The 22,478-nt window shown below is 60.8% G+C and carries 15 protein-coding genes; 9 read left to right on the top strand and 6 right to left on the bottom strand.

The genetic code is table 11. From position 1 onward, the window contains the following. A partial coding sequence (locus tag AC6FTP_RS11820) for a M56 family metallopeptidase (RefSeq protein ID WP_497207123.1) occupies positions 1 to 864 on the bottom strand: 864 nt, incomplete at its 3' end. A 20-nt stretch (positions 865 to 884) separates the two neighbouring features. Further along, the gene (locus AC6FTP_RS11815; RefSeq protein WP_497207122.1) at positions 885 to 1,262 is read right to left on the bottom strand and encodes a BlaI/MecI/CopY family transcriptional regulator; all 378 of its coding nucleotides are present in this window, start codon (positions 1,260 to 1,262) and stop codon (positions 885 to 887) included. 216 nt (positions 1,263 to 1,478) lie between these two features. Between AC6FTP_RS11815 and AC6FTP_RS11810 the strand changes: the two genes are divergently transcribed. From AC6FTP_RS11810 to AC6FTP_RS11800, 3 genes are all read left to right on the top strand, one after another. Then, positions 1,479 to 4,187, top strand: coding sequence for a vWA domain-containing protein (locus AC6FTP_RS11810; protein ID WP_497207121.1), 2,709 nt, complete (start codon positions 1,479 to 1,481; stop codon positions 4,185 to 4,187). Between the two features lie 261 nt (positions 4,188 to 4,448). After that, a complete protein-coding gene (gene gltB, locus AC6FTP_RS11805; protein WP_497207120.1) occupies positions 4,449 to 9,035 on the top strand; it encodes a glutamate synthase large subunit in 4,587 nt (1,528 codons plus the stop codon). A gap of 59 nt (positions 9,036 to 9,094) precedes the next feature. Then, positions 9,095 to 10,573 carry a glutamate synthase subunit beta gene (locus AC6FTP_RS11800; RefSeq protein ID WP_497207119.1) on the top strand — a complete coding sequence of 493 codons (1,479 nt, stop codon included), beginning with the start codon at positions 9,095 to 9,097 and terminating at the stop codon, positions 10,571 to 10,573. An 80-nt stretch (positions 10,574 to 10,653) separates the two neighbouring features. Here the strand turns inward: AC6FTP_RS11800 and AC6FTP_RS11795 are convergent, their stop codons facing one another. After that, positions 10,654 to 11,817 carry a trans-sulfuration enzyme family protein gene (locus AC6FTP_RS11795; RefSeq protein ID WP_497207118.1) on the bottom strand — a complete coding sequence of 388 codons (1,164 nt, stop codon included), beginning with the start codon at positions 11,815 to 11,817 and terminating at the stop codon, positions 10,654 to 10,656. Between the two features lie 98 nt (positions 11,818 to 11,915). Here AC6FTP_RS11795 and AC6FTP_RS11790 point away from each other — a divergent pair, with 98 nt between their 5' ends. After that, complete coding sequence (locus AC6FTP_RS11790; RefSeq protein ID WP_497207117.1) at positions 11,916 to 12,806, top strand: diacylglycerol/lipid kinase family protein; 891 nt, start codon at positions 11,916 to 11,918, stop codon at positions 12,804 to 12,806. A gap of 19 nt (positions 12,807 to 12,825) precedes the next feature. Here the strand turns inward: AC6FTP_RS11790 and AC6FTP_RS11785 are convergent, their stop codons facing one another. Both AC6FTP_RS11785 and AC6FTP_RS11780 read right to left on the bottom strand, forming a co-directional pair. Then, on the bottom strand, positions 12,826 to 14,067 hold the full coding sequence (locus tag AC6FTP_RS11785) for a sensor histidine kinase (RefSeq protein ID WP_497207116.1): 1,242 nt from the start codon (positions 14,065 to 14,067) through the stop codon (positions 12,826 to 12,828). A gap of 115 nt (positions 14,068 to 14,182) precedes the next feature. After that, positions 14,183 to 14,893, bottom strand: coding sequence for a response regulator transcription factor (locus AC6FTP_RS11780; protein ID WP_497207115.1), 711 nt, complete (start codon positions 14,891 to 14,893; stop codon positions 14,183 to 14,185). 202 nt (positions 14,894 to 15,095) lie between these two features. Between AC6FTP_RS11780 and AC6FTP_RS11775 the strand changes: the two genes are divergently transcribed. The 5 genes from AC6FTP_RS11775 (at position 15,096) to AC6FTP_RS11755 (ending at position 20,183) form a co-directional block, all read left to right on the top strand. Next, positions 15,096 to 16,244, top strand: a complete 1,149-nt coding sequence (locus tag AC6FTP_RS11775) for a glycosyltransferase family 4 protein (RefSeq protein WP_497207114.1) — start codon at positions 15,096 to 15,098, stop codon at positions 16,242 to 16,244. A gap of 127 nt (positions 16,245 to 16,371) precedes the next feature. Continuing rightward, on the top strand, positions 16,372 to 17,265 hold the full coding sequence (locus AC6FTP_RS11770) for a UDP-2,3-diacylglucosamine diphosphatase (protein ID WP_497207113.1): 894 nt from the start codon (positions 16,372 to 16,374) through the stop codon (positions 17,263 to 17,265). Between the two features lie 24 nt (positions 17,266 to 17,289). Then, entirely contained in the window at positions 17,290 to 17,988 is a 699-nt protein-coding gene (gene phoU / locus AC6FTP_RS11765) for a phosphate signaling complex protein PhoU (protein WP_497207112.1), read from the top strand. 54 nt (positions 17,989 to 18,042) lie between these two features. Then, positions 18,043 to 18,936 (top strand): peptidylprolyl isomerase, encoded by an 894-nt coding sequence (locus AC6FTP_RS11760; protein ID WP_497207111.1) that lies wholly within the window; start codon positions 18,043 to 18,045, stop codon positions 18,934 to 18,936. An 80-nt stretch (positions 18,937 to 19,016) separates the two neighbouring features. After that, positions 19,017 to 20,183, top strand: a complete 1,167-nt coding sequence (locus AC6FTP_RS11755) for a hypothetical protein (RefSeq protein WP_497207110.1) — start codon at positions 19,017 to 19,019, stop codon at positions 20,181 to 20,183. A gap of 3 nt (positions 20,184 to 20,186) precedes the next feature. Here AC6FTP_RS11755 and AC6FTP_RS11750 read toward each other — a convergent pair whose 3' ends face one another. Further along, entirely contained in the window at positions 20,187 to 22,349 is a 2,163-nt protein-coding gene (locus tag AC6FTP_RS11750) for a thioredoxin domain-containing protein (protein WP_497207109.1), read from the bottom strand. Positions 22,350 to 22,478: the final 129 nt, after the last annotated feature.

The following is a 22,478-nucleotide window of genomic DNA, read 5'->3' as shown; positions in this document are numbered from 1 at the left end:
GCGGCTGAATTGTGCTCCGAGCGAAGCGACGGCGGCGAGCAGTTCTTCGGCAAAGTCGCCCGCGTTTTGACCGCTGTGGGCGAGCGCGAGGTCATCGCTGGCCTGCTCGCGGGAGCGCTGACTGGCGCGCAGCATGAGCCAGACGAGCGGATGAAACCACAGCAGCAATGCCGCGACCGAGGTGAGTAGGGAAACGAGAATGTCTCCACTGGCGATGTGCGCCAGCTCGTGCCGCAGGACGAGCCTGAGCCGTGCCTCGGGCCACTCGCAGGCTTGCTCGGGGAGCAGCACAGTTTGGTTGGCGAGGCCCCAAGTCATCGGCACGTGGCAATCTGCGCTCATACGCAGGCTCGTGTCTGGCAGGTCCAGGCGAAAGGCCGCCGCTTCTTCCTGAAAGCAGCGCCGGATGGCTGAATCCTCCACAGGTCGAGATGCAGCCCGCAGTCGTCTCAGCGACAGAGCAGAAAACCCCAGCGCGATGCTTCCGAAGCCGATGCCTGCCAGCCAAAGCAGCGCCCACATGGGTGAATGCGGCACATCGGCTTGAGCCACGGTCATGGAGACCGTCGAGGCCATGCGTGGAGGCACGGTTTGCTGGTCGAGCTCTGTGGTTGTGAGAATCCCAGCGGGAAGCTGAGCAGGCTCTGCCCTCCATTCGATCCGCCAACTCGGCGCGAAGAAGCTGCTGAGCATGACCACAGGGATCAAAAGCAGCGCGGAGGCTTGGACGAAGTGTTTCCGCGCCGCCGAGAGCCGGGGAATGAAGGCCGTCACCAGTCCCGCGATCACGAGGAGCGCGGTGGATTGTAGAGCCACATCGAGCAGCCAGCCCGGTGTGGAGGAGAGGAGTTGGCTGGTCGTCATGGCGGCGGTCGGGTTCAGGGTTATTTGGGTTTGGCCTCGTCGAGGAAGCGTCGGAGTTCGGCGACTTCATCCGCACTGAGCTGGGTCTGCGGATGACTGAGATAAGCGGCCATGGCCTGGGTGAGCGATCCGCCGAAAAAGGTGCCGATGACCCGGCTCAGCGTGGACTGCCCCACCTCCTCCCGCGAATGCACTGGCTGGTAGATGAACTCACGCCCGTCCTGCCGGTGCTTGAGGTGTCCTTTGCCCTCCAAAATGGTGAGGATGGAGCGTAGCGCGGGGCGCGTGGGCGGAGACTCCATGCCCTCCAGGATCTGCGAGAGCGTGGCCTCGCCCTGGGCAAAGACGAGGTCCATCACCTCGCGTTCGCGACGGCTGAGATGGGGATTATTTTTCATGGGCTGAATTTTCAGCCCATGATGGCCATGGCGTCAATCCTAAAGGTTGATTTTTCAGCCCTTGGACACTGGCGCTTTTCAGAAACACCTCCAGCGGGCAGATCTGAGTCTCGTCGTGACGTCCGGCTGGAGAAGAGGATGAATTGCCGAATCATGGAAGTTGCGACATAGACGGCACGGAGTTTTCCAGATAATGACTGGCCCAATTCTTCACCCATGACCCTCCGCCACCCTGAATGGCTCGCGCTTCTTCCCATCCTACTGCTCGCGGGATGGATGGTGCCGCGACTCGGGGTGTGGAAGCCTTTGCGGATCGTTTTGCTGGCGCTGATCACGCTCGCTCTGGCGGAGCCGCAGTGGCGGCGACTTCAGGATGGGATCGATCTTTGGGTGCTGCTGGATTCGTCGGTGTCGGCAGAGGAGCCGATGGCGAAAGGGCTGCCGGAGTGGGAAAAGCTGCTGGAAAAGCATCGCGGGGCCAATGACCGGCTCTTCTTCCTGAACTACGCCAGCGAGGTGATGCGACGCGGGGCGGAGGGCGCGGAGCTTTATGCGCGGAATCGTCACTCCACCCAGACGGCGATGGCGATCACGCAGGCGCTGACTTTGGCTCAAAAGGAGGGCAAAGACCGACCCGCTCGCGTGCTGGCTTTCACCGATGGCTATGCCACAGAGCCGCTCTCGGGCATCGCGGAAAAGCTGACGCGGCAAGGGGTAGAGCTGGATTACCGGCTGGTGCGTGATCCTGAGCCGACGGACTTCCGCGTGGCTGCCTTGGAGATGCCTTCGAGGTCGCAGCTCGGCGAGCCTTTCATGATCGAGGTGGAGGTGAAAGGCACCCGCGATGGCAAGGTGCCGCTCACCATTCTCCGCGATGGCAAGGAGCTGAAATCCACCGACGTGGAGGTGCATCTCGGCAGTGGTCGGCTGCGCTTCACGGATCGACTCATCACCGCTGGCGTGGCACATTACGAGGCGCTGATCCAACCGGAGAAAGACGCGCATCCGGGAAACAATCGCCACGAAGCGATGATCGAGATCGCGGGCGGACCGAGAGTGCTTTTACTCACGTCGTATCTCGATGATCCGGTGGCTCCGACGCTTCAGCGGCAAGGTTTCACGGTTGAAACGGTGACCGAGCTTCGAGGCATCCGGCCCGGCCAGCTCGCAGGGGTGAAGTGCGTCATTTTAAACAACGTGCCTGCCTTTGAACTACCCACTGACTTCCTCCGTGCTCTCGATTTTTATGTGCGCGAGCAGGGCGGCAGTCTGCTGATGGCGGGCGGGAAGAAAAGCTTCGCGGCAGGTGGCTACTTCGAGTCGGCGATCGATCCGCTTTTGCCCGTGTCGATGGAGATGAAGCAGGAGCATCGGAAGCTCGTCGTGGCGATGGCCATCGTGATGGATCGCAGCGGCTCCATGGGCATGACGGTGGCGAATGGGTTTACCAAAATGCAGCTCGCCGATGAAGGCGCGGGCAATGCCATCCGCTTCCTCGGCGGGCAGGATCTGCTGACCGTCTTCGCCGTGGACAGCAGCGCCCATGAAATGGTGCCGCTGCAGCAGGTGGGGCCGAATCGCGAGAAGATGGAAAGCGCCGTGCGCCGCATCGAAAGCACGGGCGGCGGCATCTATGTTTATGAGGGGCTGAAGGCCGCGTGGGATCAGCTCAAAACCGCACCTGCTGGGCAGCGCCACATCATCCTCTTTTCCGATGCCAACGACTCCGAAGAGCCCGGAGACTACAAGCGCCTCATCGACGAGATCCTCGCGGGTAGCGGCACCGTCAGTGTCATCGCGCTCGGCACTCGCAGTGATGTCGATGCTGCCTTGCTGGAAGACATCGCCAAGCGCGGGAAAGGTCGTCTTTTCTTCACCGAGAAGGCCGAGGAACTGCCGAACATCTTCAGCCAGGAGACCGTGGCCGTCGCGCGCAGTGCTTTCATCGTCGATCCGGTGAAAACGCAGCCTGCGGGCGGCTGGTTCGAGATCAGCAGCCAGACGCTCGACTGGCTGCCCGAAGCTGATGGCTACAACCTCAGCTACCTGCGTGACTGGGCCAGCCAGGGCCTCATCACGAAGGACGAATACACTGCCCCGCTCGTCGCCTTTGGTCAGCGCGGCATCGGCAGAACCGCTGCGGTCAGTTTTGCCCTCGGCGGAGAGCATTCGGCCAAAATCCGCGCTTGGCCGACGTATGGCGACTTCCTCCAAACCCTCGTCCGCTGGCTCATGGGCGAGCAATTGCCTCCCGGCGTCGGTTTGAAACACAACCTCGCCGGCAATCAACTCACGCTCGAACTCACGCACGACAGCGAGTGGGAACCCAAACTGCAAGCCAAGCCACCTCGCATCATGATGGCGCACGGCAGCAATGCCGCCGGAGCCCACGAACTCGCTTGGGAGCGGCTCGCGCCCGGACATTACCAGGCCAGCGTCACCCTCACGGAGGGCGAGATGGTGCGTGGAGCCGTGCAGCTCGGCGGCACCGCCCTCAGTTTCGGCCCCACCCTGCTGGGCAGCAGCACCGAGTGGGCCTTTGACGAAACCCGAGCCGATGAACTCCGCCGCACCGCCGTGACGAGTGGCGGCCGCGAGCTGCTCGATCTCAGCCAAGCCTGGCGCAGTCCGCAGGTCGTCCGCTTCACCGACATGCAGAGCCTGCTTTTGCTCACCGCGCTGGTGCTCATGCTCATTGAGGCGCTCGTCACCCGCACCGGCTGGCAGATGCCCGAGTGGGCCTTCGCCGGATGGAAAAAGAAGCGCGAGGCCAAACCCACCCGCGCGACGAAGCAGCATCAAGAGCGGCTGAAGGAACGAGTGGTGGAGAAGACGGCCGAAGCCGCCCAACCCGAGCCGAAACCTACACCACCAACACCCGAAGTGGATCGGCAGAACCGCTTTGCTCGGGCGAAGAAGAGGTAGGGCGGGCGAGTCTGCGGCGCTCACATGAAAAACTCCGCTCGGTGAACTTAGACAAGCCGTAAATCAGTTTCGAGGTGGCAGGCATCCTGCTTTGCCATCTTTTCCCACCCTTCACGGGGATCGCCAACCCGCCGGTCCACGTGTCGCTTTGGTGTTTTCCGAGCCCTGTCTTTGTGAATAACTCACCTGGACTAGCCCGGCAAACTCCCGGGTTGCGTTCCCGGGTCAAAGCGGCTAAATGCGGCCCCCTTTTGCACTAAAATGACCTCCCCAGGACTCCCTCCGAAACAAGGCCTCTATGATCCACAGTTCGAGCACGACGCATGTGGCGTCGGCTTCATTTGTCAGATGAAGGGGAAACGTTCCCACGACATTGTGCAGCAGGGTCTGACCATCCTGATCAATCTCGACCATCGCGGCGCGGTGGGTTCCGAAAAGAACACCGGTGACGGCGCGGGTATCCTGATGCAGATGCCGGACAAATTTGTGCGCAAAGTGGCTGCAGGCCAGGGCGTGGAGCTGCCTGCCGAAGGTCACTACGGCGTGGCGCTGGCCTACTGCTCGCCAGATCAGTCCAAGCGCGACGCGGCTGCCAAGGCCTTTGAAAAAGTCGCTGCTGAGGAAGGTCAAAAAGTGCTCGGCTGGCGCGATGTGCCGGTGGACAACTCGATGATCGGCTTCACGGCGAAAGCCAGCGAGCCCTTCATGCGCATGGCCTTCATCGCACGCGGCGGCTGCTGCCCTGATCAGCAGACCTTTGAGCGGAAGCTCTATGTGATCCGCAAGCGCTCCGTCACCGCCATCCGCACGGCGGAGATCGACGAGTTCTGGTATTGCCCCAGCCTTTCCTCCCGCACGCTGGTTTATAAAGGCATGCTCATGCCGGAGCAGGTCGGCGCGTATTTCCTCGACCTTCAGGACCCGGACATGGAGTCGGCGCTGGCGCTGGTTCACTCCCGTTTCTCCACGAACACTTTCCCGAGCTGGGAGCGCTCGCACCCGTATCGCTACATCGCCCACAACGGCGAGATCAACACCCTGCGCGGCAACATCAACTGGATGAAGGCCCGGCAGTCGCTGCTCGAAAGCCCGTTGTTTGAGGATGTGAAGAAGCTCTTCCCCATCGTGAACGAGAGCGGTTCGGACTCCGCGATGTTCGACAACGTGCTCGAACTGCTCGTCATGGGCGGTCGCTCGCTGCCGCACGCGATGATGATGATGATTCCTGAGCCGTGGAGCGGTCATGAGTCAATGGATGAGTCCCGCAAGGCCTTCTACGAATACCATTCCTGCCTCATGGAACCCTGGGATGGCCCGGCTTCCGTGGCCTTCACCGATGGCACGATGATGGGTGCCACGCTGGACCGCAACGGTCTACGCCCTTCGCGCTACTATGTGACGCACGACGATCACGTGATCATGGCTTCCGAAGCGGGCGTGCTGCCCATCGCACCGGAGAACGTGAAGCTCAAAGGCCGCATCCAGCCCGGAAAGATGTTCATCGTGAACATGGAGGAAGGCCGCATCGTCCCCGATGACGAGATCAAGGCGAAGATTGCCGCAGAAAAACCCTACCGCGAGTGGTTGGACAAGCACCTCGTGAAGCTGGCAGACATCAAAGACGGCGAGCCCGTCGCGCCACCCGACCACGAAACCATGCTGCAGCGCCAGCAGGCCTTTGGTTACAGCTTTGAAGACCTCCGTAAACTCATGGTCCCCATGGGCAAAGACGGCGTGGAAGCCATCGGCTCCATGGGCACGGACATCCCGCTGGCTGTGCTCTCGAACAAGTCGAAGCTGCTCTACGATTACTTCAAACAGCTCTTCGCGCAGGTCACGAACCCGCCCATCGACTGCATCCGCGAGGAAATCGTCACCTCCCCCGTCACCACCATCGGTGCGGAGGGCAATCTGCTCGATCCTCAGCCTGAAAGCTGCCACTTGATCGAGCTCAAGACGCCGATCCTCAGCAACGAAGATCTCGCTAAGCTCAAGAGCGTGGCCGAGGGCCAGTTCAAGTCCGCCACCATCGAGATCCTCTTTGATCCAAAGAAGGGCGCGGCTGGCATGGAGAAGGCGATGGAAAAAATCTGCGCCAAGGCCGATGAACTCGTCACCCAGGGCTGGAATATTCTCATCCTTTCCGACCGTGGCGTGCGTGCTGATCGCGCCGCCATCCCGGCGCTGCTCGCGGTCGGCGGGCTGCATCATCACCTCATCCGCAAAGGCACCCGCACCCAGTGCGATCTCGTGCTGGAGTCCGGCGAGCCGCGTGAAGTGCATCACTTCTGCACGCTGATCGGTTACGGCTGTGGAGCCATCAATCCCTACCTCGCTTTTGAAACGCTCGACGACATGATCCGCCAGGGTCTGCTCGTCGGTGTGGATCACAAGAAGGCCGTCTATAACTTCATCAAGGCCGCGACCAAGGGCGTTATCAAAGTCGCCTCGAAGATTGGCATCTCCACGATGCAGAGCTATCGCGGCGCGCAGATCTTTGAAGCCGTGGGCCTCAGCCAGAGCGTGGTGGACAAATACTTCTCCTGGACCGCCACCCGCATCGAAGGCAGCGACATCAAGGTCATCGCCGAGGAAGCTATCCAGCGCCACATGCGCGGCTTCCCGGATCGCGATTCCCAGGTCCACGCGCTCGACGTCGGCGGTGATTATCAATGGCGTAAAGAAGGTGAGGCCCACCTTTTCAACCCGCTCACCATCCACACCCTCCAGAAGGCTGTCCGCACGGGCAACTATGAGACCTTCAAGCAATACACCGCGCTGGTGAACACGCAGATCAAGCAGCACTACACGCTGCGCGGCCTGCTGGACTTCAAGAAGCGCACTCCAGTGCCTATCGAGGAAGTACAGTCCATCGACTCAATCATGAAGCGCTTCAAAACAGGCGCGATGAGCTATGGCTCCATCTCCAGCGAAGCGCATGAATCCCTCGCCATCGCGATGAACCGCATCGGCGGCAAGTCGAACACCGGCGAAGGCGGCGAAGACGAAGCACGCTTCACTTGGACCAACGAGCGCGGCGATTCGAAGAACTCTGCCATCAAGCAGGTGGCCTCCGGTCGTTTCGGCGTCACCAGCCTCTATCTGAGCCAGGCACGCGAAATCCAGATCAAGATGGCCCAGGGCGCGAAGCCCGGTGAAGGCGGCCAGCTTCCTGGATCGAAGGTGTATCCCTGGATCGCCAAGGTGCGCGGCTCCACGCCGGGCGTCGGCCTCATCTCGCCGCCTCCGCATCATGACATCTATTCCATTGAGGACTTGGCGCAGCTCATCCACGACCTGAAAAACGCGAACCGCGAGGCCCGCATCAGCGTGAAGCTTGTCTCCGAAGTCGGCGTCGGCACCATCGCCGCCGGCGTGGCCAAGGCGCACTCCGATGTCGTGCTCATCTCTGGCTTCGACGGCGGCACCGGTGCCTCCCCGCAGACCTCCGTGAAACACGCGGGCCTGCCCTGGGAACTCGGTCTCGCCGAGACGCACCAGACGCTCGTGCTGAACAACCTCCGCAGTCGCATCGTCGTCGAAGCTGATGGCCAGATGAAGTCCGGCCGCGATGTCATTATCGCCGCCTTGCTCGGCGCTGAAGAGTTTGGTTTTGCCACTGCTCCGCTCGTCACGCTCGGCTGCATCATGATGCGCGTCTGCCATCTGAATACCTGCCCCGTCGGTGTCGCCACCCAGGATCCGCAGCTCCGCGCCAAATTCAGCGGCGATCCCGAGCACGCGGCGAACTTCATGCGCTTCATCGCCCAAGAAGTGCGCGAGCTCATGGCCGAACTCGGCTTCCGCACGCTTGATGAAATGGTGGGCCGCACGGATGTGCTGGAGCCTCGCGCCGCTGTCGAACATTGGAAAGCCAAAGGCATCGACCTCACGAACCTGCTCTACCGCCCCGATGTCAGCGACGACGTGGGCCGTTTCTGCACCGAGATCCAGGATCACGGCATCGACCGCAGTCTCGACATCACCCAGCTCCTCGACATCTGCAAACCAGCCATCGAGAAGGGCGAAAAAGTCACCGCCGAACTCTCCATCCGCAACGTCAACCGCACCGTCGGCACGATCCTCGGCAACGAGATCACCAAGCGCCACTGGCACGGCCTGCCGGACGGCACCGTGCATCTCAAGTTCAAAGGCACCGCTGGTCAGAGCTTCGGCGCTTTCGTTCCGAAGGGCGTCACGCTCGAGATCGAAGGCGACGGCAATGACTACATCGGCAAGGGCCTCAGCGGCGGCCGCATCGTCATCTATCCGCCGGAAGCCTCCACCTTTGCCGCCGATGAAAACATCATCGCTGGCAACACCGCGCTCTATGGCGCGACCAGTGGCGAGCTCTTCCTGCGCGGCAGGGCTGGCGAGCGCTTCGCCGTCCGCAACAGCGGCGTCGATACCGTCGTCGAAGGCGTGGGCGACCACGGCTGCGAATACATGACCGGAGGCCGCGTCGTCGTCCTCGGCAGCACGGGTCGCAACTTCGCCGCAGGCATGAGCGGAGGTGTCGCCTATGTGCTCGATGAGGAGGGCGACTTCGCCAACCATTGCAACACCAGCATGGCCGATCTCGAAAAGCTCGATGACAAAGAAGAGACCGAAGCTCTCTACGAACTCATCAAAAAGCACGCCGACCTCACCAAGAGCCAGAAGGCCTTCAAGGTCCTCGCCCTCTGGGAGCAAATGGTGCCGAAGTTCGTCAAAGTGATGCCTCGCGACTATGCGCGCGTCCTCAAGGCCATCAAGAAAGCCAACTCCGACGGCCTCACCGGCGACGACGCCCTGAACGCCGCCTTTGAAGCCAACGCCCGCGACGTCGCCCGCATCGGAGGGAGCTAGCATCTAGCCCCGCACGACCCGAACCCCACAGACATCACTTTTTTCACAGACCAGAGACCATGGGAAAACCAACCGGCTTCATCGAATTCGAACGCGAACTCCCCGCAGACCGCGATCCACTGCTCCGCATCAAAGATTGGAAGGAATTCCATCTGCACCTGCCCGAGCAGCAGCTCAAAAACCAAGGCGCGCGCTGCATGGACTGCGGCATCCCCTTCTGCCATAGCGGCGTGATGATCAGCGGCATGGCCAGCGGCTGCCCGATCAATAACATCATCCCCGAGTGGAATGATCTCATCTATCGCGGCCTCTGGAAAGAAGCGCTCGACCGCCTGCACAAGACGAACAACTTCCCCGAGTTCACCGGCCGCGTTTGCCCCGCTCCTTGCGAAGGCTCCTGCGTGCTCGGCATCCACGAGCCACCGGTCACGATCAAAAACATCGAGGTTAGCATCATCGACAAAGGCTGGGAAGAAGGCTGGGTGAAGCCCGAGCCGCCTGAAAAGCGCACGGGCAAAACCGTCGCCATCATCGGCTCCGGCCCCGCTGGCCTCAGCGCCGCCGCGCAGCTCAACAAAGCCGGCCACACCGTCACCGTCTTTGAGCGTGCCGACCGTCCCGGTGGCCTCCTCATGTATGGCATCCCCAACATGAAGCTCGACAAGAACGAAGTCGTCCTCCGCCGCGTGAAGCTGCTGGAAGACGAAGGCGTCACCTTCAAGTGCAACGTCAACGTCGGCACCGACATCACCGCCGAGCAGCTCCGCAAAGACTTCGATGCCATCATCGTCGCCACCGGAGCCACCAAGCCGCGTGATCTCCCCATCCCCGGCCGCGAATTGAAGGGCATCCATTTCGCCATGGACTTCCTCACCGCGAACACGAAAGCCGTGCTCGACCCCAGCGGCAAATACATCACCGCCGACGGCAAAGACGTCGTCATCATCGGCGGCGGCGACACCGGCACCGACTGCGTCGGCACCAGCATCCGCCACGGCTGCACCACCGTCACACAGCTCGAAATCATGGCCAAACCGCCGCTCACCCGCGCTGCGAACAACCCATGGCCCGAGTGGCCCAAGACCTACAAGATGGACTACGGCCAGGAAGAAGCCGCCGCCAAGTTCGGCGACGATCCCCGCGTCTATCTCACCACCGCCACCCACTTCGAAGGCGATGCTGATGGCAATGTGAAGGCCGTCCACGTCGTCGATGTCGAGTGGAAGAAAGACGACAAAGGCAACTTCGGTCCCCAGAAGATCGCCGGCACCGAAAAAGTCCTGCCCGCGCAGCTCGTCCTGCTCGCCATGGGCTTCCTCGGCCCTGAGCAGCCCCTCGTGGAGGCCCTCAAGCTCGAAACCGATCCCCGCAGCAACATCAAAGCCGAGCACGAGAAATACACCACCAGCCTCCCCGGCGTCTTTGCCGCCGGCGACTGCCGCCGTGGCCAGTCCCTCGTCGTCTGGGCCTTCAACGAAGGCCGCGGTGCCGCCCGCGAATGCGACCGCTTCCTCATGGGCGCAACGAGCTTGCCGTAATCACTTAATAGCTCATCAACCTACTTAACTTGAAGCCCAAGGTTCGTGAGAGCCTTGGGCTTTTTGTTGGACACGCATTCTCACCCCGCCGCGAGCGCCCGCTCAATGTCCGCCCACAGATCTTCGACATGCTCGATGCCGACGGAGAAGCGGATGAGGCCATCGGTGATGCCGGCGGCTTCGCGAATGTCTTTGGGGATGGAGGCGTGGGTCATCGTTGCGGGGTGGCAGACGAGGCTTTCGATACCGCCGAGGCTTTCGGCTTGGGTGAAGAGATGCAGTCGGCGGATGAAGGCGAGCGCGCCTTCCTGCGTGTGGCCGAAGTCGGCGAGCATCATGCCGCTGCCGCCGGTCATTTGCTTCTTCGCGAGCGCATGCTGCGGGTGGCTGGGCAGGAAGGGATAGCGCACGGACTTCACGCGCTTGTGGGCTTCAAGCCGCGTGGCGAGTGTGAGCGCGTTGGCGTTGTGCCGCTCCATGCGGAGGGCCTCGGTCTTCGCGCCGCGTGAGGTCAGCCAGGTGTCGAAGGGGCTGGGCTGCAGGCCGAGCGCTTTTTGGGCGAAGATCATCTTCTCCTGCCACTCGTCGCTGTTTGAGCAAACCGCTCCGCCGAGCGCATCGCTGTGACCGTTGGTGTACTTCGTGGTGCTGAGCAGGGAGAGATCAGCGCCGAGATCGAGCGGCTTTTGCAGCAGGCTGGAGGCGAAGGTATTGTCCACAACGACGGCGGTGCCGACGCTGTGGGCGACGTCCGACAGCGCGCGGATGTCGAGGATCTTCAGCAGTGGATTCGTGGGGGATTCCAGCCACAGCAGTGCGGGTTTCAGCTCGGCGATGAGGCCGTAGTTCGCCGGATTGGCGAGGTTCACATACTTGATGCTGACGCCGAACTTCCGCAGCACACGCTCGAAGAGCCTGTAGGTGCAGCCGTAGATGTTTTGCTCCGAAACGATGGTGTCGCCCGCCTTCAATCCGAAGGCGATGGCGGTGATGGCGGAGACGCCGCTGGCGAAGATGGTGGCATGTTTCGCGTTCTCCAGGCTGGCGAGCGTGGTCTGGAGATTGCGGAAGTTCGGGTTGCCGCTGCGGGTGTAATCAAAGCTGCCCGGGTTCCCCGTCTCGAAGGTCGAGGTCATGTAGATGGGCGGGATGACCGCGGCTGTCTCGCTGCGGTAATCCTGGCCGACATGGATGGCGCGCGTCTCAAAACGGGCGTCGGCGGGCACGGTGGGGTCGTCTCTCATGGTGGGGCGCGCATTCAATCATGCCGTGAGGTAGATGCAAGGAGTGCGAGCATTGTCACTTGTGCCCGGCGGCATCCGGTTTCATAACCGCGCCCGGCATGTCCGACCGCATCCCTGTCATCCTGAATCCCGCCGCGCGTAGCACGCAGGCGGCGGCGCGTGAAATGGCGATCCGCGCCCTGTCGCCGGAGCCTGAGTTGATCATGACCACCGCACCAGGCGAGGCCACGGCCATCGCGGAAAAACTGGCGCGGGAAGGTCGCGGACTTGTGGTGGCGGCAGGCGGTGATGGGACGATGAACGAGGTGCTGCAGGGCATCTGCCGTGTGAATGCGGAGCGTGCTCCAGGCGAAAAGCACACCGCGCTCGGCGTGCTGCCGGTAGGGACGATGAATGTGTTTTCACTGGAGCTTGGGATGCCCTCGGCAGACATCTCCGCGTGTTGGCAAAAGATCAGCAGCGGTCGGCTGCGCGAGATTGATCTCTGGCAGGCGAATGAGCATTACTTTGTGCAGCTCGCGGGTGTGGGATTCGATGCGGAGATCATTCAGGAGACGCCGTGGGAGCGGAAAAAGAAACTCGGGCCGCTGAGCTATGTCGTGTCCGCCGTGCAGGTGCTGGGTCGCAAGCCGCCGGTGCTGACGGTGAAGATCGAAGGCCGTCCCGACATGCATGGCAGCGTAGTTTTGATCGGCTCCGGCAAGCATTACGGCGGGCCGGTGAAGGTGTTCCCGAAAGCGGACAATCAAGATGGGTTGCTCGACCTGCTCATCTTTCGCCAACTGAGCGGCTGGGAGTTTGCGCAGATGGTCCGGGCGTTGCTTGAGCGCGGTTACGAGACGGCACTCGATCTCGATTATCTCCAGGTGCGCGAGTTCACCGTCGTGGCCGAACCAGCAGCGCCCTACGAGCTGGATGGTGAGTTGATTCAGGAAACCACACCGGTGGTTTTCAAAGCCGCGCCGTTCAAGATTCAGGTGGCGGTTTGATTCAGGCAGCAGCCTTGATCTAGGTCATTGGCCGCAGCAGAGGAAGCCTCATCGTGAAGGTCGTTTCCACACCCGGTGTGCTAGTGAGATCCAGGGTGCCACCATGGGCTTCGATGGCGCGGCGGACGATGCTGAGGCCGAGGCCGGTGCCTTTGATTTGCGGGCTGTGATGCTTGTGACCGCGATAGAAGCGTTTGAAGACGAAAGGCAGGTCGTGTGCGGCGATGCCGATGCCATTGTCGCACACGCGCAGCACGCAGTGATCGCTGAACCACTGGCCGCTGACTTTGATGACGAGACCGGGATTCGGATTCTCTTTGATCGAGTTCTCGATGAGGTTCGTGAAAACCTGATCCCAGTAAAAGCGGTCGCCCTGCATGGGGCCGCCATCGGCGGGGAAGTCGAGGTCGATGAGCGTGTCACGACCTTCGAGCATCGGTGCGAGGTGATCGAGAGCATCCTGCACGCAGCCGCGCACAGTGAATGGCTCCACATTGAGCGCAGAGCTGCCGTTCTCGAGGCGCGAGATGGTGAGCATGTCCTCGATGATGCGGATGATGCGCTTGCCATGCTTCTCCATCACGTCGTAACAGCGCTGGAGGGAGGCCTCGTCTTTGAGCACGCCACTTTGCAGCGTCTCGATGTAGCCGTTGATGAGCGTCAGCGGTGTGCGCAGTTCGTGAGAGGCATTGGCGACGAAGTCCTTCCGCACCTGCTCCGCCATGACCTGCTCGGTGATGTCGTGGATCATCAGCCAGGCTCCGCGTTCGGCCCTGGCTGGCAAAGGCGCGGCTTCGATGAGGAAGTGGCGGCTGTTGCGTCCGTTCGTGTTGTTCGCGGTGGAAAGCTCGACCTCACGCACCGTGCGGCGTTGATCAGTGAGAGCTGCTTGCACGATGCTGGTGACCTGATGATCCTGCAGTTCCTCAATCAAGGTCCGCCCGCGCTGGATACTCGTCTTGTGGAAGAGATGGGCGAGCGTCCGGTTCACGAACTTGATGCGCATCTGGTCGTCCACGATGGCCACGCCCTGGCGGATTTCCTGAAGCAGGGACTCGAACAGCCGACGCAAATATTCTTCCTTAATCAGCGCCTGGCTGCTTTCCTGAAGGCCGATGAACTTCGCCGCGAGCTTGTCTGCTTCGAAGACCTTCAGCCCAGCCGCCTGGGTGACGCTCTCCATGCGCCGCCGCCATTTTTTCTCACTGCTCCACGCCCATAAGGCGAGTGCAATGAGAGCGGCGGTGAGGAAAAGGATCATGGACGATGCGGGAAGGGGCGGATTTAATCGCGCATGAACGACGAATGACGAAATCCGAATGACGGAAAATTCATCAGGCCCAGGTAACGATCCAGTTCGACCACGACAGTTCTCCTCAAGCGACTACAGCTACAGCCATTGCCACTGGTGCATCCATGCAGAATTGATACCCTGTGCCACGGACGGTGACGACATGCTTGCCGGCCTCGCCGAGCTTTTCCCGCAGGCGCTTGATGTGCGTGTCGAGCGTGCGGGTGGCCACGTCGTCGGAGTAGCCCCAGACTTCGCGCAGCAGATCGGCTCTTGTATGGACGGCCGATGTGTTTTCCATCAGTACGGCGAGCAGTTTAAACTCGGTGGTCGTGAGGTCGATGGGGTTGCCTTTGTGGAAGAACTTCATGTTCTTGCGATCCAGATGAAAGTCCCCCGTCTTCACTTCGGAGATGTGGGTCACCTTCTTCGTGCGGCGCAAGATGGCGGTGATGCGCAGCGCCAGTTCGCGGGGGGAGAAAGGCTTTGTGAGATAGTCATCAGCACCGAGTTCCAGGCCGTTGATGCGGTCCGTGGTCTGCGTTTTAGCCGTGAGCATGATCACGGGGATGTTGCGGGTGCGGCTGTCGGCGCGCAGACGTTTGAAGGTGCTCATGCCATCCAGTCCGGGGAGCATGAGATCCAGCACGATGAGGTCGGGTTGCTGCTCCAGGGCGGCGGGCATGACTTCCAGCCCGTTCATCAGGCAATGACATTCGTGTCCCTCCCTCAGCATGTGCAGGGAAATCAGCTCGGAAATATCCGGTTCATCATCGACCACCAAAATCTTGCTCATAGTCCTGCTGGTTTACGCGGTGAGGGGGCTTTGTCACAAACATTTCTTGGTGACGACTGCGTCACAAAGGCGGACAGGTAAGCCCACTGGCAGCACTTCCAATGGTGACGCATTCGTCACCGTAGGCACGTTTGCCGGAGGCCTTTTCTGCTTTTCGTCAGCCATCTTTTCTTTGTCGTCGAACCGTTCTCTCTCTTCTGCCATGAGGCTGATGCTCATCACTGACACCTACCCGCCGGACATCAATGGCGTGGCGAGGTCGCTCTCGACCTTCGCTGCGGGTCTGGCCGCGCGTGGGCATGAGGTGGAGATCGTGACCACAGTGCCCGCTGATGACGAGGCTGATCCGCTGCATCGTCACGTCGTTATGGCCATGCCACTGCCGGGGTATCCTGGGCTGCGCATTGGCATCAGCACCACCTGGCAGATGCAGGCGAAGTTTGAGGAAATGAAGCCGGACGTGCTCTACGTGGCCACCGAGACTCCGCTCGGCATCGCCAGCATCCGGGCGGCGGCAAAGATGGGCATCCCAGTCGTGTCCGGCTTTCACACGAATTTCCAAACCTACCTCGAAGACTACCACCTTCCCGGTTTGGAAACTGTGGCCACCGGCCTGCTGCGCAGCATCCACAATCAGACTTTCCGCACCCTGACACCTAGCGCCGATACCGCCGCCATGCTGGAGCGCTGGGGCATCCAGAATGTCGGCGTACTCGGACGTGGCGTGGACACGGAACTCTTCTCGCCAGCCCATCGCAGCAGCGCTCTGCGCGCCTCGTGGGGTGCTGATGAGAAGACGCCCGTCGCCATCTACGTCGGTCGCGTCGCCGCCGAAAAAAACCTCCCGCTGCTCATGCGCGCCTTTGCCGCTTTTCGTGAAGTTCATCCTGCTGCGCCTTGCGTCGTCGTCGGCGATGGTCCGCGACTGAAGCCTCTGCAAACCGAGCATCCCGAGTGCATCTACGTCGGCGCGAAACGTGGTGCCGAACTCGCTGAATGCTATGCCAGCGGCGATGTCTTTCTCTTTCCCAGCAGCAGCGAGACCTTCGGGAATGTCGTGCTGGAGGCCATGTCCAGCGGGCTCACCACCGTCGCCTACGACTACGCCGCACCACGCCTCGTCATCAAACATGGCCAGAACGGCTGGCTGGCCCCCTTTGAGCAGGAAGAGTCCTTTTTGCAAACCACCCGCGAGGCTGCCGCAAACTGGGACTCTGCCTCGATACGCGACCTCGCGCGCCAGGCCGCCAGCGACTATGGCTGGAAGCGCGTCATCGAGCAGTTTGAAGGCGAACTCCACGCGGCGATCGAATCCAAGCGAACACCAGGGACTCAACTGCCGCCGCAATGACGAATTCCGAAGCTCCAATGACGAAAGAATGTCGAAACCCAAATATCGAAGTCAGTCATTCGAGCCTCGTCGTTCCTTCGTCATTCGGTTTTACTCATTCGTCATTTATCTCCACCCCATCCATCTCATGAGTGACCTCGCCGCCGAAGAACCCGCCGACCTGCCCGTGGACCCCACGCGGCAGAAGACCAAGCTGCGCGTGCGCACCCTCATCATCTCTGATGTGCATCTCGGCATGCCAGACTGCAAAGCCGCTCAGGCCTCTCATTTCATTCGTCACATTCTTTGTGATCAGTTGATCATGAATGGCGACATTATCGACGCCTGGCATCTGCGCCGACTCGGCGGCTGGAACAAAGGCCACACCGGATTCCTCCGCACCGTGCTCAAGAAGATGGAAAAGGAGGCCACCGAGATCCTCTACCTGCGCGGCAATCACGACGACATCCTCGACCGCTTCATCCCCATCCAGCTCGACAACTTCCGCATCACCGACGAGCACATCCACCACACGAAGCGTGGCGACTACCTCATCGTCCATGGCGACGGCTTCGACCACGTCACCACGAACCATCCGTGGATCGCCAAGCTCGGCGGCATCGGCTACAACATCCTCCTGCGCGTCAACCGGCTCTACAACTGGTGGCGGCACATTCGCGGCAAAGAAAGCTTCTCACTCAGCCGCTGGGTGAAGCTCAAAGTGAAGTCCGCCGTGAACTTCGTCGGACGCTACGAAGAGCAGCTTCAGGAACTCGCGAAGTCGAAGAACTGCGTCGGCATCATCTGCGGCCACATCCACAGCCCGGCGAACAAGATCATCGGCGAGACCCATTACCTGAACTCCGGCGACTGGGTCGAGTCCATGACCGCCATCCTGGAGCACGACGACGGCCGCTTCGAAGTCATCACCTACCACGACTTCTGTGAGCGCACGAACCGCCAGCCCAAAGGCCCCGCCAAAAGTACTCCTGTTGTGAATGAGGCAAACTTTGGTGTCGAAAATGTCACATTGCCCATGTAGCCTGCGGCTACGCCACCGCAGCACATGCACGATCACATCCTGACTTCCTTCAATCACTCCCTCACCAGCCTTCGCGAGCAGGTGCTCACCATGTCCAGCATGGCCAAGAAAAACCTCGGTGATGCCATGCGAGGTCTGCTGGAGCGCGACACCGATCTCTGCAATGCCGCCATCGCCGCTGACCAGGACGTGAACGAACTCGAAAAGCGCATCGACCAGCTCGGCATGCAGGTCCTGCTCAAATTTCAGCCCACCGCTCACGACCTCCGCCAGGTGATGGGCACCATCCGCGTCGCGAATAACCTCGAACGCATCGCCGATCAGGCCAGCAGCATCGCCAAACGCGCGCGCCACATCAACAACCTCCCCGAAATCGCCGAGGTGAAGCTCATCGAGCCCGTCTATCAGCTCTGCGTTCGCAACCTCGCCGCCAGCCTCCAGGCATTCACCGAAGCAGATCCCGAAGCAGCAGCTGCTGCCCGCCTGATGGACAAGGAACTCGACGCCGCCGAGAAAGCGCTCGATGCCTCCCTGCTCCAGATCATGGAGATGAGGAACAGCCCGCTGGAAAGCTATCTGCACCTAATCTTCGTGGCCCGCTTCCTCGAACGCGTCGGCGACCACGCCAAGAACATCTGCGAAGACACCATCTTCATCGAGAAAGCCGAGGACATCCGCTTCACCAAGCACAAGCGCCCGGAAGTCGAAGTCGAGCCCGTCTGATCTCCGGCAGCACTTTCACCTTGCGCCTCGCGGTGTCCGCTTTCCCATCGGGTCATGGCACTGATCATCAATGGAGAAGAAATCGACGACGAAGTCATCGAGGCAGAATTTCGAAACGTTAAAGGGCACTACGAGCGTCAGCTCCAAGTTTCCTGCTGTGAGCGCGACCCCGAGTTCCGAGGCTATGCCAAGGATAATATCATCTCCCGAGTCCTGCTGAATCAGGAGTCCATGAAGCGGCTGCCGGTAGTGGATGAGGCTGAGGTCACCGAGCGGCTGACCAAGCTCATCGAGAGTGCCGGCGGAGAAGCTCAGTTCTACATGCAGATCGGCATGCCGCACAAAGATGAGGCGGTCGTGCGCCAAAACGTCGCTGGCGGAGTGCGTTTGGACAAGATGCTGGGGGAGATCTATGGCACCGAGCCCGAGCCCACCGACGCCGAACTACGCGCCTACTACGAGAAGAACCTCGCCGCCTACATGACCGAGGAAATGATCCATGCAGCGCACATCACGAAGAGCCTGCAAGGTGCCAAGAGCCGGCAGGAAGTCTTCGAAGCCATGCGCAGCATCCGCCAGGAACTTCGCGCTGGTGCCGACTTCATGAAGCTCGCCGAAGAGCATCGCGCTGACGAACAGCAGATGATTGATCTCGGCTGGTTCAAGCGCGGCGAGTTTATGGAGGAGTTCGAGACCATCGCCTTTTCCATGGGGGAAAAGGAAATCAGCCCCGTCTTCAACACTCAGCTCGGTTTCCACATCTGCACCGTCCTGGGACGGAAAGTCTCCGAGCCGATGCCCTTCGAGATGGTGAAGGACTCCGTCCGCCAGCGTATGATCGAAGAATTCAAGGACACGAAGTTCAACGAGTTCGTCGAGCAGCTCAAAGCCGGTGCCGAAATCAAGGATACCGACCCCGCTGACGAAAACTGTGGTTGTGGGCATTGACTTGGTCCCCGCGATTTTGCTAAACGTCTTCGGCTCAATGCTGGCCTGACTCTCGCTCCTCTAACTAATCTGTCTCCACGATGAACCTCCGCCTCGCCCCCATTCTCCGTTGGTTTAGTCTCACTGCGGTTATTGCCGGACTCTCTTCCTGCCGCCTGCCGCCGGACGCCATGACATCGGGCGGGAGTCCCACTGTGCGTCGTGCGGAGTCCTCCACGGGCGGCAGTTTGTTCTCGGGGGCTTTGGAACTAGGCCTGTCATCCCGATCCTCGGCCATCAATGATGTGGCGCGTTTGTTTGCCGGCCTGGATGCATCTCATCCCCGTCATCAGCAGCAGATGCAGGCTCTCTGGCAGAGTCATGAAGGGTCACGAGGCCAGCGCGTGCGCTCATGGGCCGCCTCCAACATCCGCGATCTCCAAGGCCATCGCGCGCTCTTTTATCCCTTCAGTGGCCCCGATTATCTCTTCGCACACGATCTCTTCCCGCACGCTGAAACCTACATCCTCTGCGGTCTCGAACCCGCCGAGCCACTGCCCGACTTGCAAACGCTCAGCCAGGGGGAAATCTCCGCCGGTCTGGATAACCTCCGCACTGCCCTCAGCAGCATCATGCAGGCGGGCTACTTCGTGACAGTGGATATGCGCCGTGATCTCCAGGCCAGCCGCTTCCGTGGCGTGCTGCCCATCCTCCTCGCCTTCCTCGCCCGCACGGGTGCCACCGTGGACAGTGTGGACATCATGCGCATCGACGGCTCTGGCAATGCCGTGCTCGCAGGAGCTTCCCGTGGTTCCGCGCCGGGGCTCATGATCCGCTACCGCAACGGCTTTGGCGGCATGAAGCGCCTCTTCTATTTCCGCCAAGATCTCTCGAACAGCGGCACGCGCCCTGGTGGTCCCTTCCTCACCTTTGTGGCAAAGCAGGGCTACCCGCCTGCCCTCGTGAAAAGTGCTTCCTATCTGATGCACAACGACAGCTTCTCCACCATCCGCAACTACCTGGTCCGCAACACAAGCGGTCTCGTCCAGGACCCTTCCGGCGTGCCTTGGCGCACGCTTGCGAGCAGCGGCTTGTCATTGTCACTCTACGGCAACTACCAGGGCACCATCGGCATCTTTTCCCAGCAGCAGCCAGATCTCAGAGCCGCCTACCAGAGCGGCAGTTACAGCGTGCAACCGGTCGATTTCGGCTTCGGTTATCTCTATTACCCCGACCGCACAAGCATCATCGTCGCGCGGCGGAGGTAACGATCATCCAAGCAGCTTCTCCAGCGCTGCTGCTTCCGTCACCGGAGCTTGGCAGGTGTAGTTTTGGCAAACGTAGGCGGCGGGCTGGCCACTGACGGGTTTCATCTCGGCAAGGGCTTCGTTGTGCTTGGCGAGCCAGGCTTGGCCTTCGCCACCATCGGCGTGGAGGATGATGGCGTTCGGAAGCAGGCGGGATTGCACGACTTTGAGCAGCGCTTGGAACTCGGGCGCGGTCTTGTCGCCAGCGAGGACGATCTGCTGTTTACCACGCTCCAAGAAGTCGGCGGCGGTGACAAGCATCGGCACGGCGCTGGGGCTGTCTTGGAGTGTCTTGCCGAAGAGCGTGAGGAGCTTGTGCGCCTGCTCGGCATGGGCTTTGTCATCCAGGATGGCGGCGAGCCGGGCGAGGTTCAGTGCGGCGAGGGAGTTCGGTGAGGGCTCGGCACCATCGTAGTCTTCTTTGATGCGCAAAACGGAGTGAGCCATCTGGGTGTGGACGCTGTAGTAGCCGCCTTTTTCTTTGTCGAGGAAGAGGCTGTCCATCTCCGTCTGGAGGGCGCTGGCCCACTGGAGCCATTTCACATCGAGCCCGGCCTGATAGAGATCGAGCAGAGCGTGAATGAGTGCGGCGTAGTCGATAGCAAAGGCTTTGGGACCACGTCCACCTTCGCGCCAACTGCGATGCAGACCTTTGCCCTGCTCGGAGCAAAGCTGATCATGGATGAATTGCGCGGCCTGAGCTCCGAGTTGGATGAACTCAGGCTCGCCGAGTGCAGCTCCGGCACGCGCGAGGCCGGAGATCATGAGGCCGTTCCAGGCGGTGATGATCTTGTCATCGCGATGCGGGCGCAGGCGCTTGCTGCGGGCTTCAAAGAGCAGCTTCAGGCCGCGATCGAGGATGACCTGCACTTCTTCGGGCGTCTTCTTGAAGAACTCCGCTGTCTTCTTGGCGGAGAAGGCACGGAAGAGGGTGTTCGTGCCTTTCAGCTCCTCGTGTGGATCACTCTCCGGGCGTGCATTGCCATCGCGACGAGCGCCGTAGGCATAACGAAAGACGCTGCCTTCTTCCTTGCCGAGCAGTTCGTCGATTTCGGCGGCGGTCCAGATGTAGAAGGCACCTTCCTTTTTATGGTCGTCGCCTTCCTTGGCGAGGCTGTCGGCATCTTCAGCGGAGAAAAAACCTCCGTCAGGGTGACGCAAATCCCGCTTGGCATAGCCGACGATCTGCCGCGCGATCTCTGCGAGGAAGACGGAGCCCGTGACGAGATGCCCCTCGGCGTAGGCCCACAGGAGTTGGCCCTGATCGTAGAGCATTTTTTCGTAGTGCGGGATGTGCCAGTAGCCATCCACGCTGTAGCGGTGGAAGCCGCCTCCCACATGGTCCCAGATGCCGCCGTTCGCCATCGCGCGCAAAGTGCGTACAGACATCTCGCCAGCCCACTCAGCCTCGCTTTTGCGCTCTTCTTTGCCCGTCCATGCCTTCTGAATGCGGAAGAGGAGATTGATCGATGACGAGCGCGGGAACTTCGGTGCGCCGCTGAAGCCGCCTTCGTGGTAGTCGTAGCTGCTCGCGAGGTCGTCGTAGGCTTTTTGGATCACGGCGTCTGTCTTCACCTCAGCGCCTTCGTTCTCGCCATCGAGATGCTCCTGGAGCTTGTCGATGCTGCGATTGGAACTCGTGAGCACCTTTTCGCGATCTTCCGTCCAGGCTTTGTGCAGTTCCAAAAGCAGGCTCTTGAAGCCTATGCGCCCACCTTTGTTCTCGGGTGGGAAGTAGGTGCCGCCGAAGAAGGGCTTCAGCTCCGGCGTCAGGAAAACGGACATCGGCCAGCCGCCACCACCCGTCGCGGCCTGCACATAGGTCATGTAGGTGAGATCGACATCGGGCCGCTCCTCGCGGTCCACCTTCACGGGGATGAAATGATCATTGATCACCTTGGCGATCTCCTCGTTCTCGAACGATTCGCGCTCCATCACATGGCACCAATGGCAGGTCGAGTAGCCGCTGGAGAGGAAGATCGGCTTGTCCTCCGCCTTCGCCTTCGCGATGGCCTCATCACCCCAGGGCATCCAGTTCACAGGATTGTGCGCATGCTGGAGAAGGTACGGTGACTTCTCCTTCGCGAGGGCGTTGGTGAACTTGGGCTTGGCTGTGGGATCGCTCATGGTGGGGGTGAGTGAAACGTGCGGCGCTGTCCACAGGTTGCAAGCGGCCTGTTAAAGGTCGTCTGGCCAATGTCATCAAAACGTGTTTTATCAAAACGTGTTTTATCAAAACGTGTTTTGATGACTTTG

This window comes from Prosthecobacter sp. (assembly GCF_044378005.1).
Lineage (GTDB): Bacteria > Verrucomicrobiota > Verrucomicrobiia > Verrucomicrobiales > Verrucomicrobiaceae > Prosthecobacter.
The sequence above is the reverse complement of the archived record's forward strand: the minus strand, read 5'-3'. Positions and strand labels throughout refer to the sequence as shown.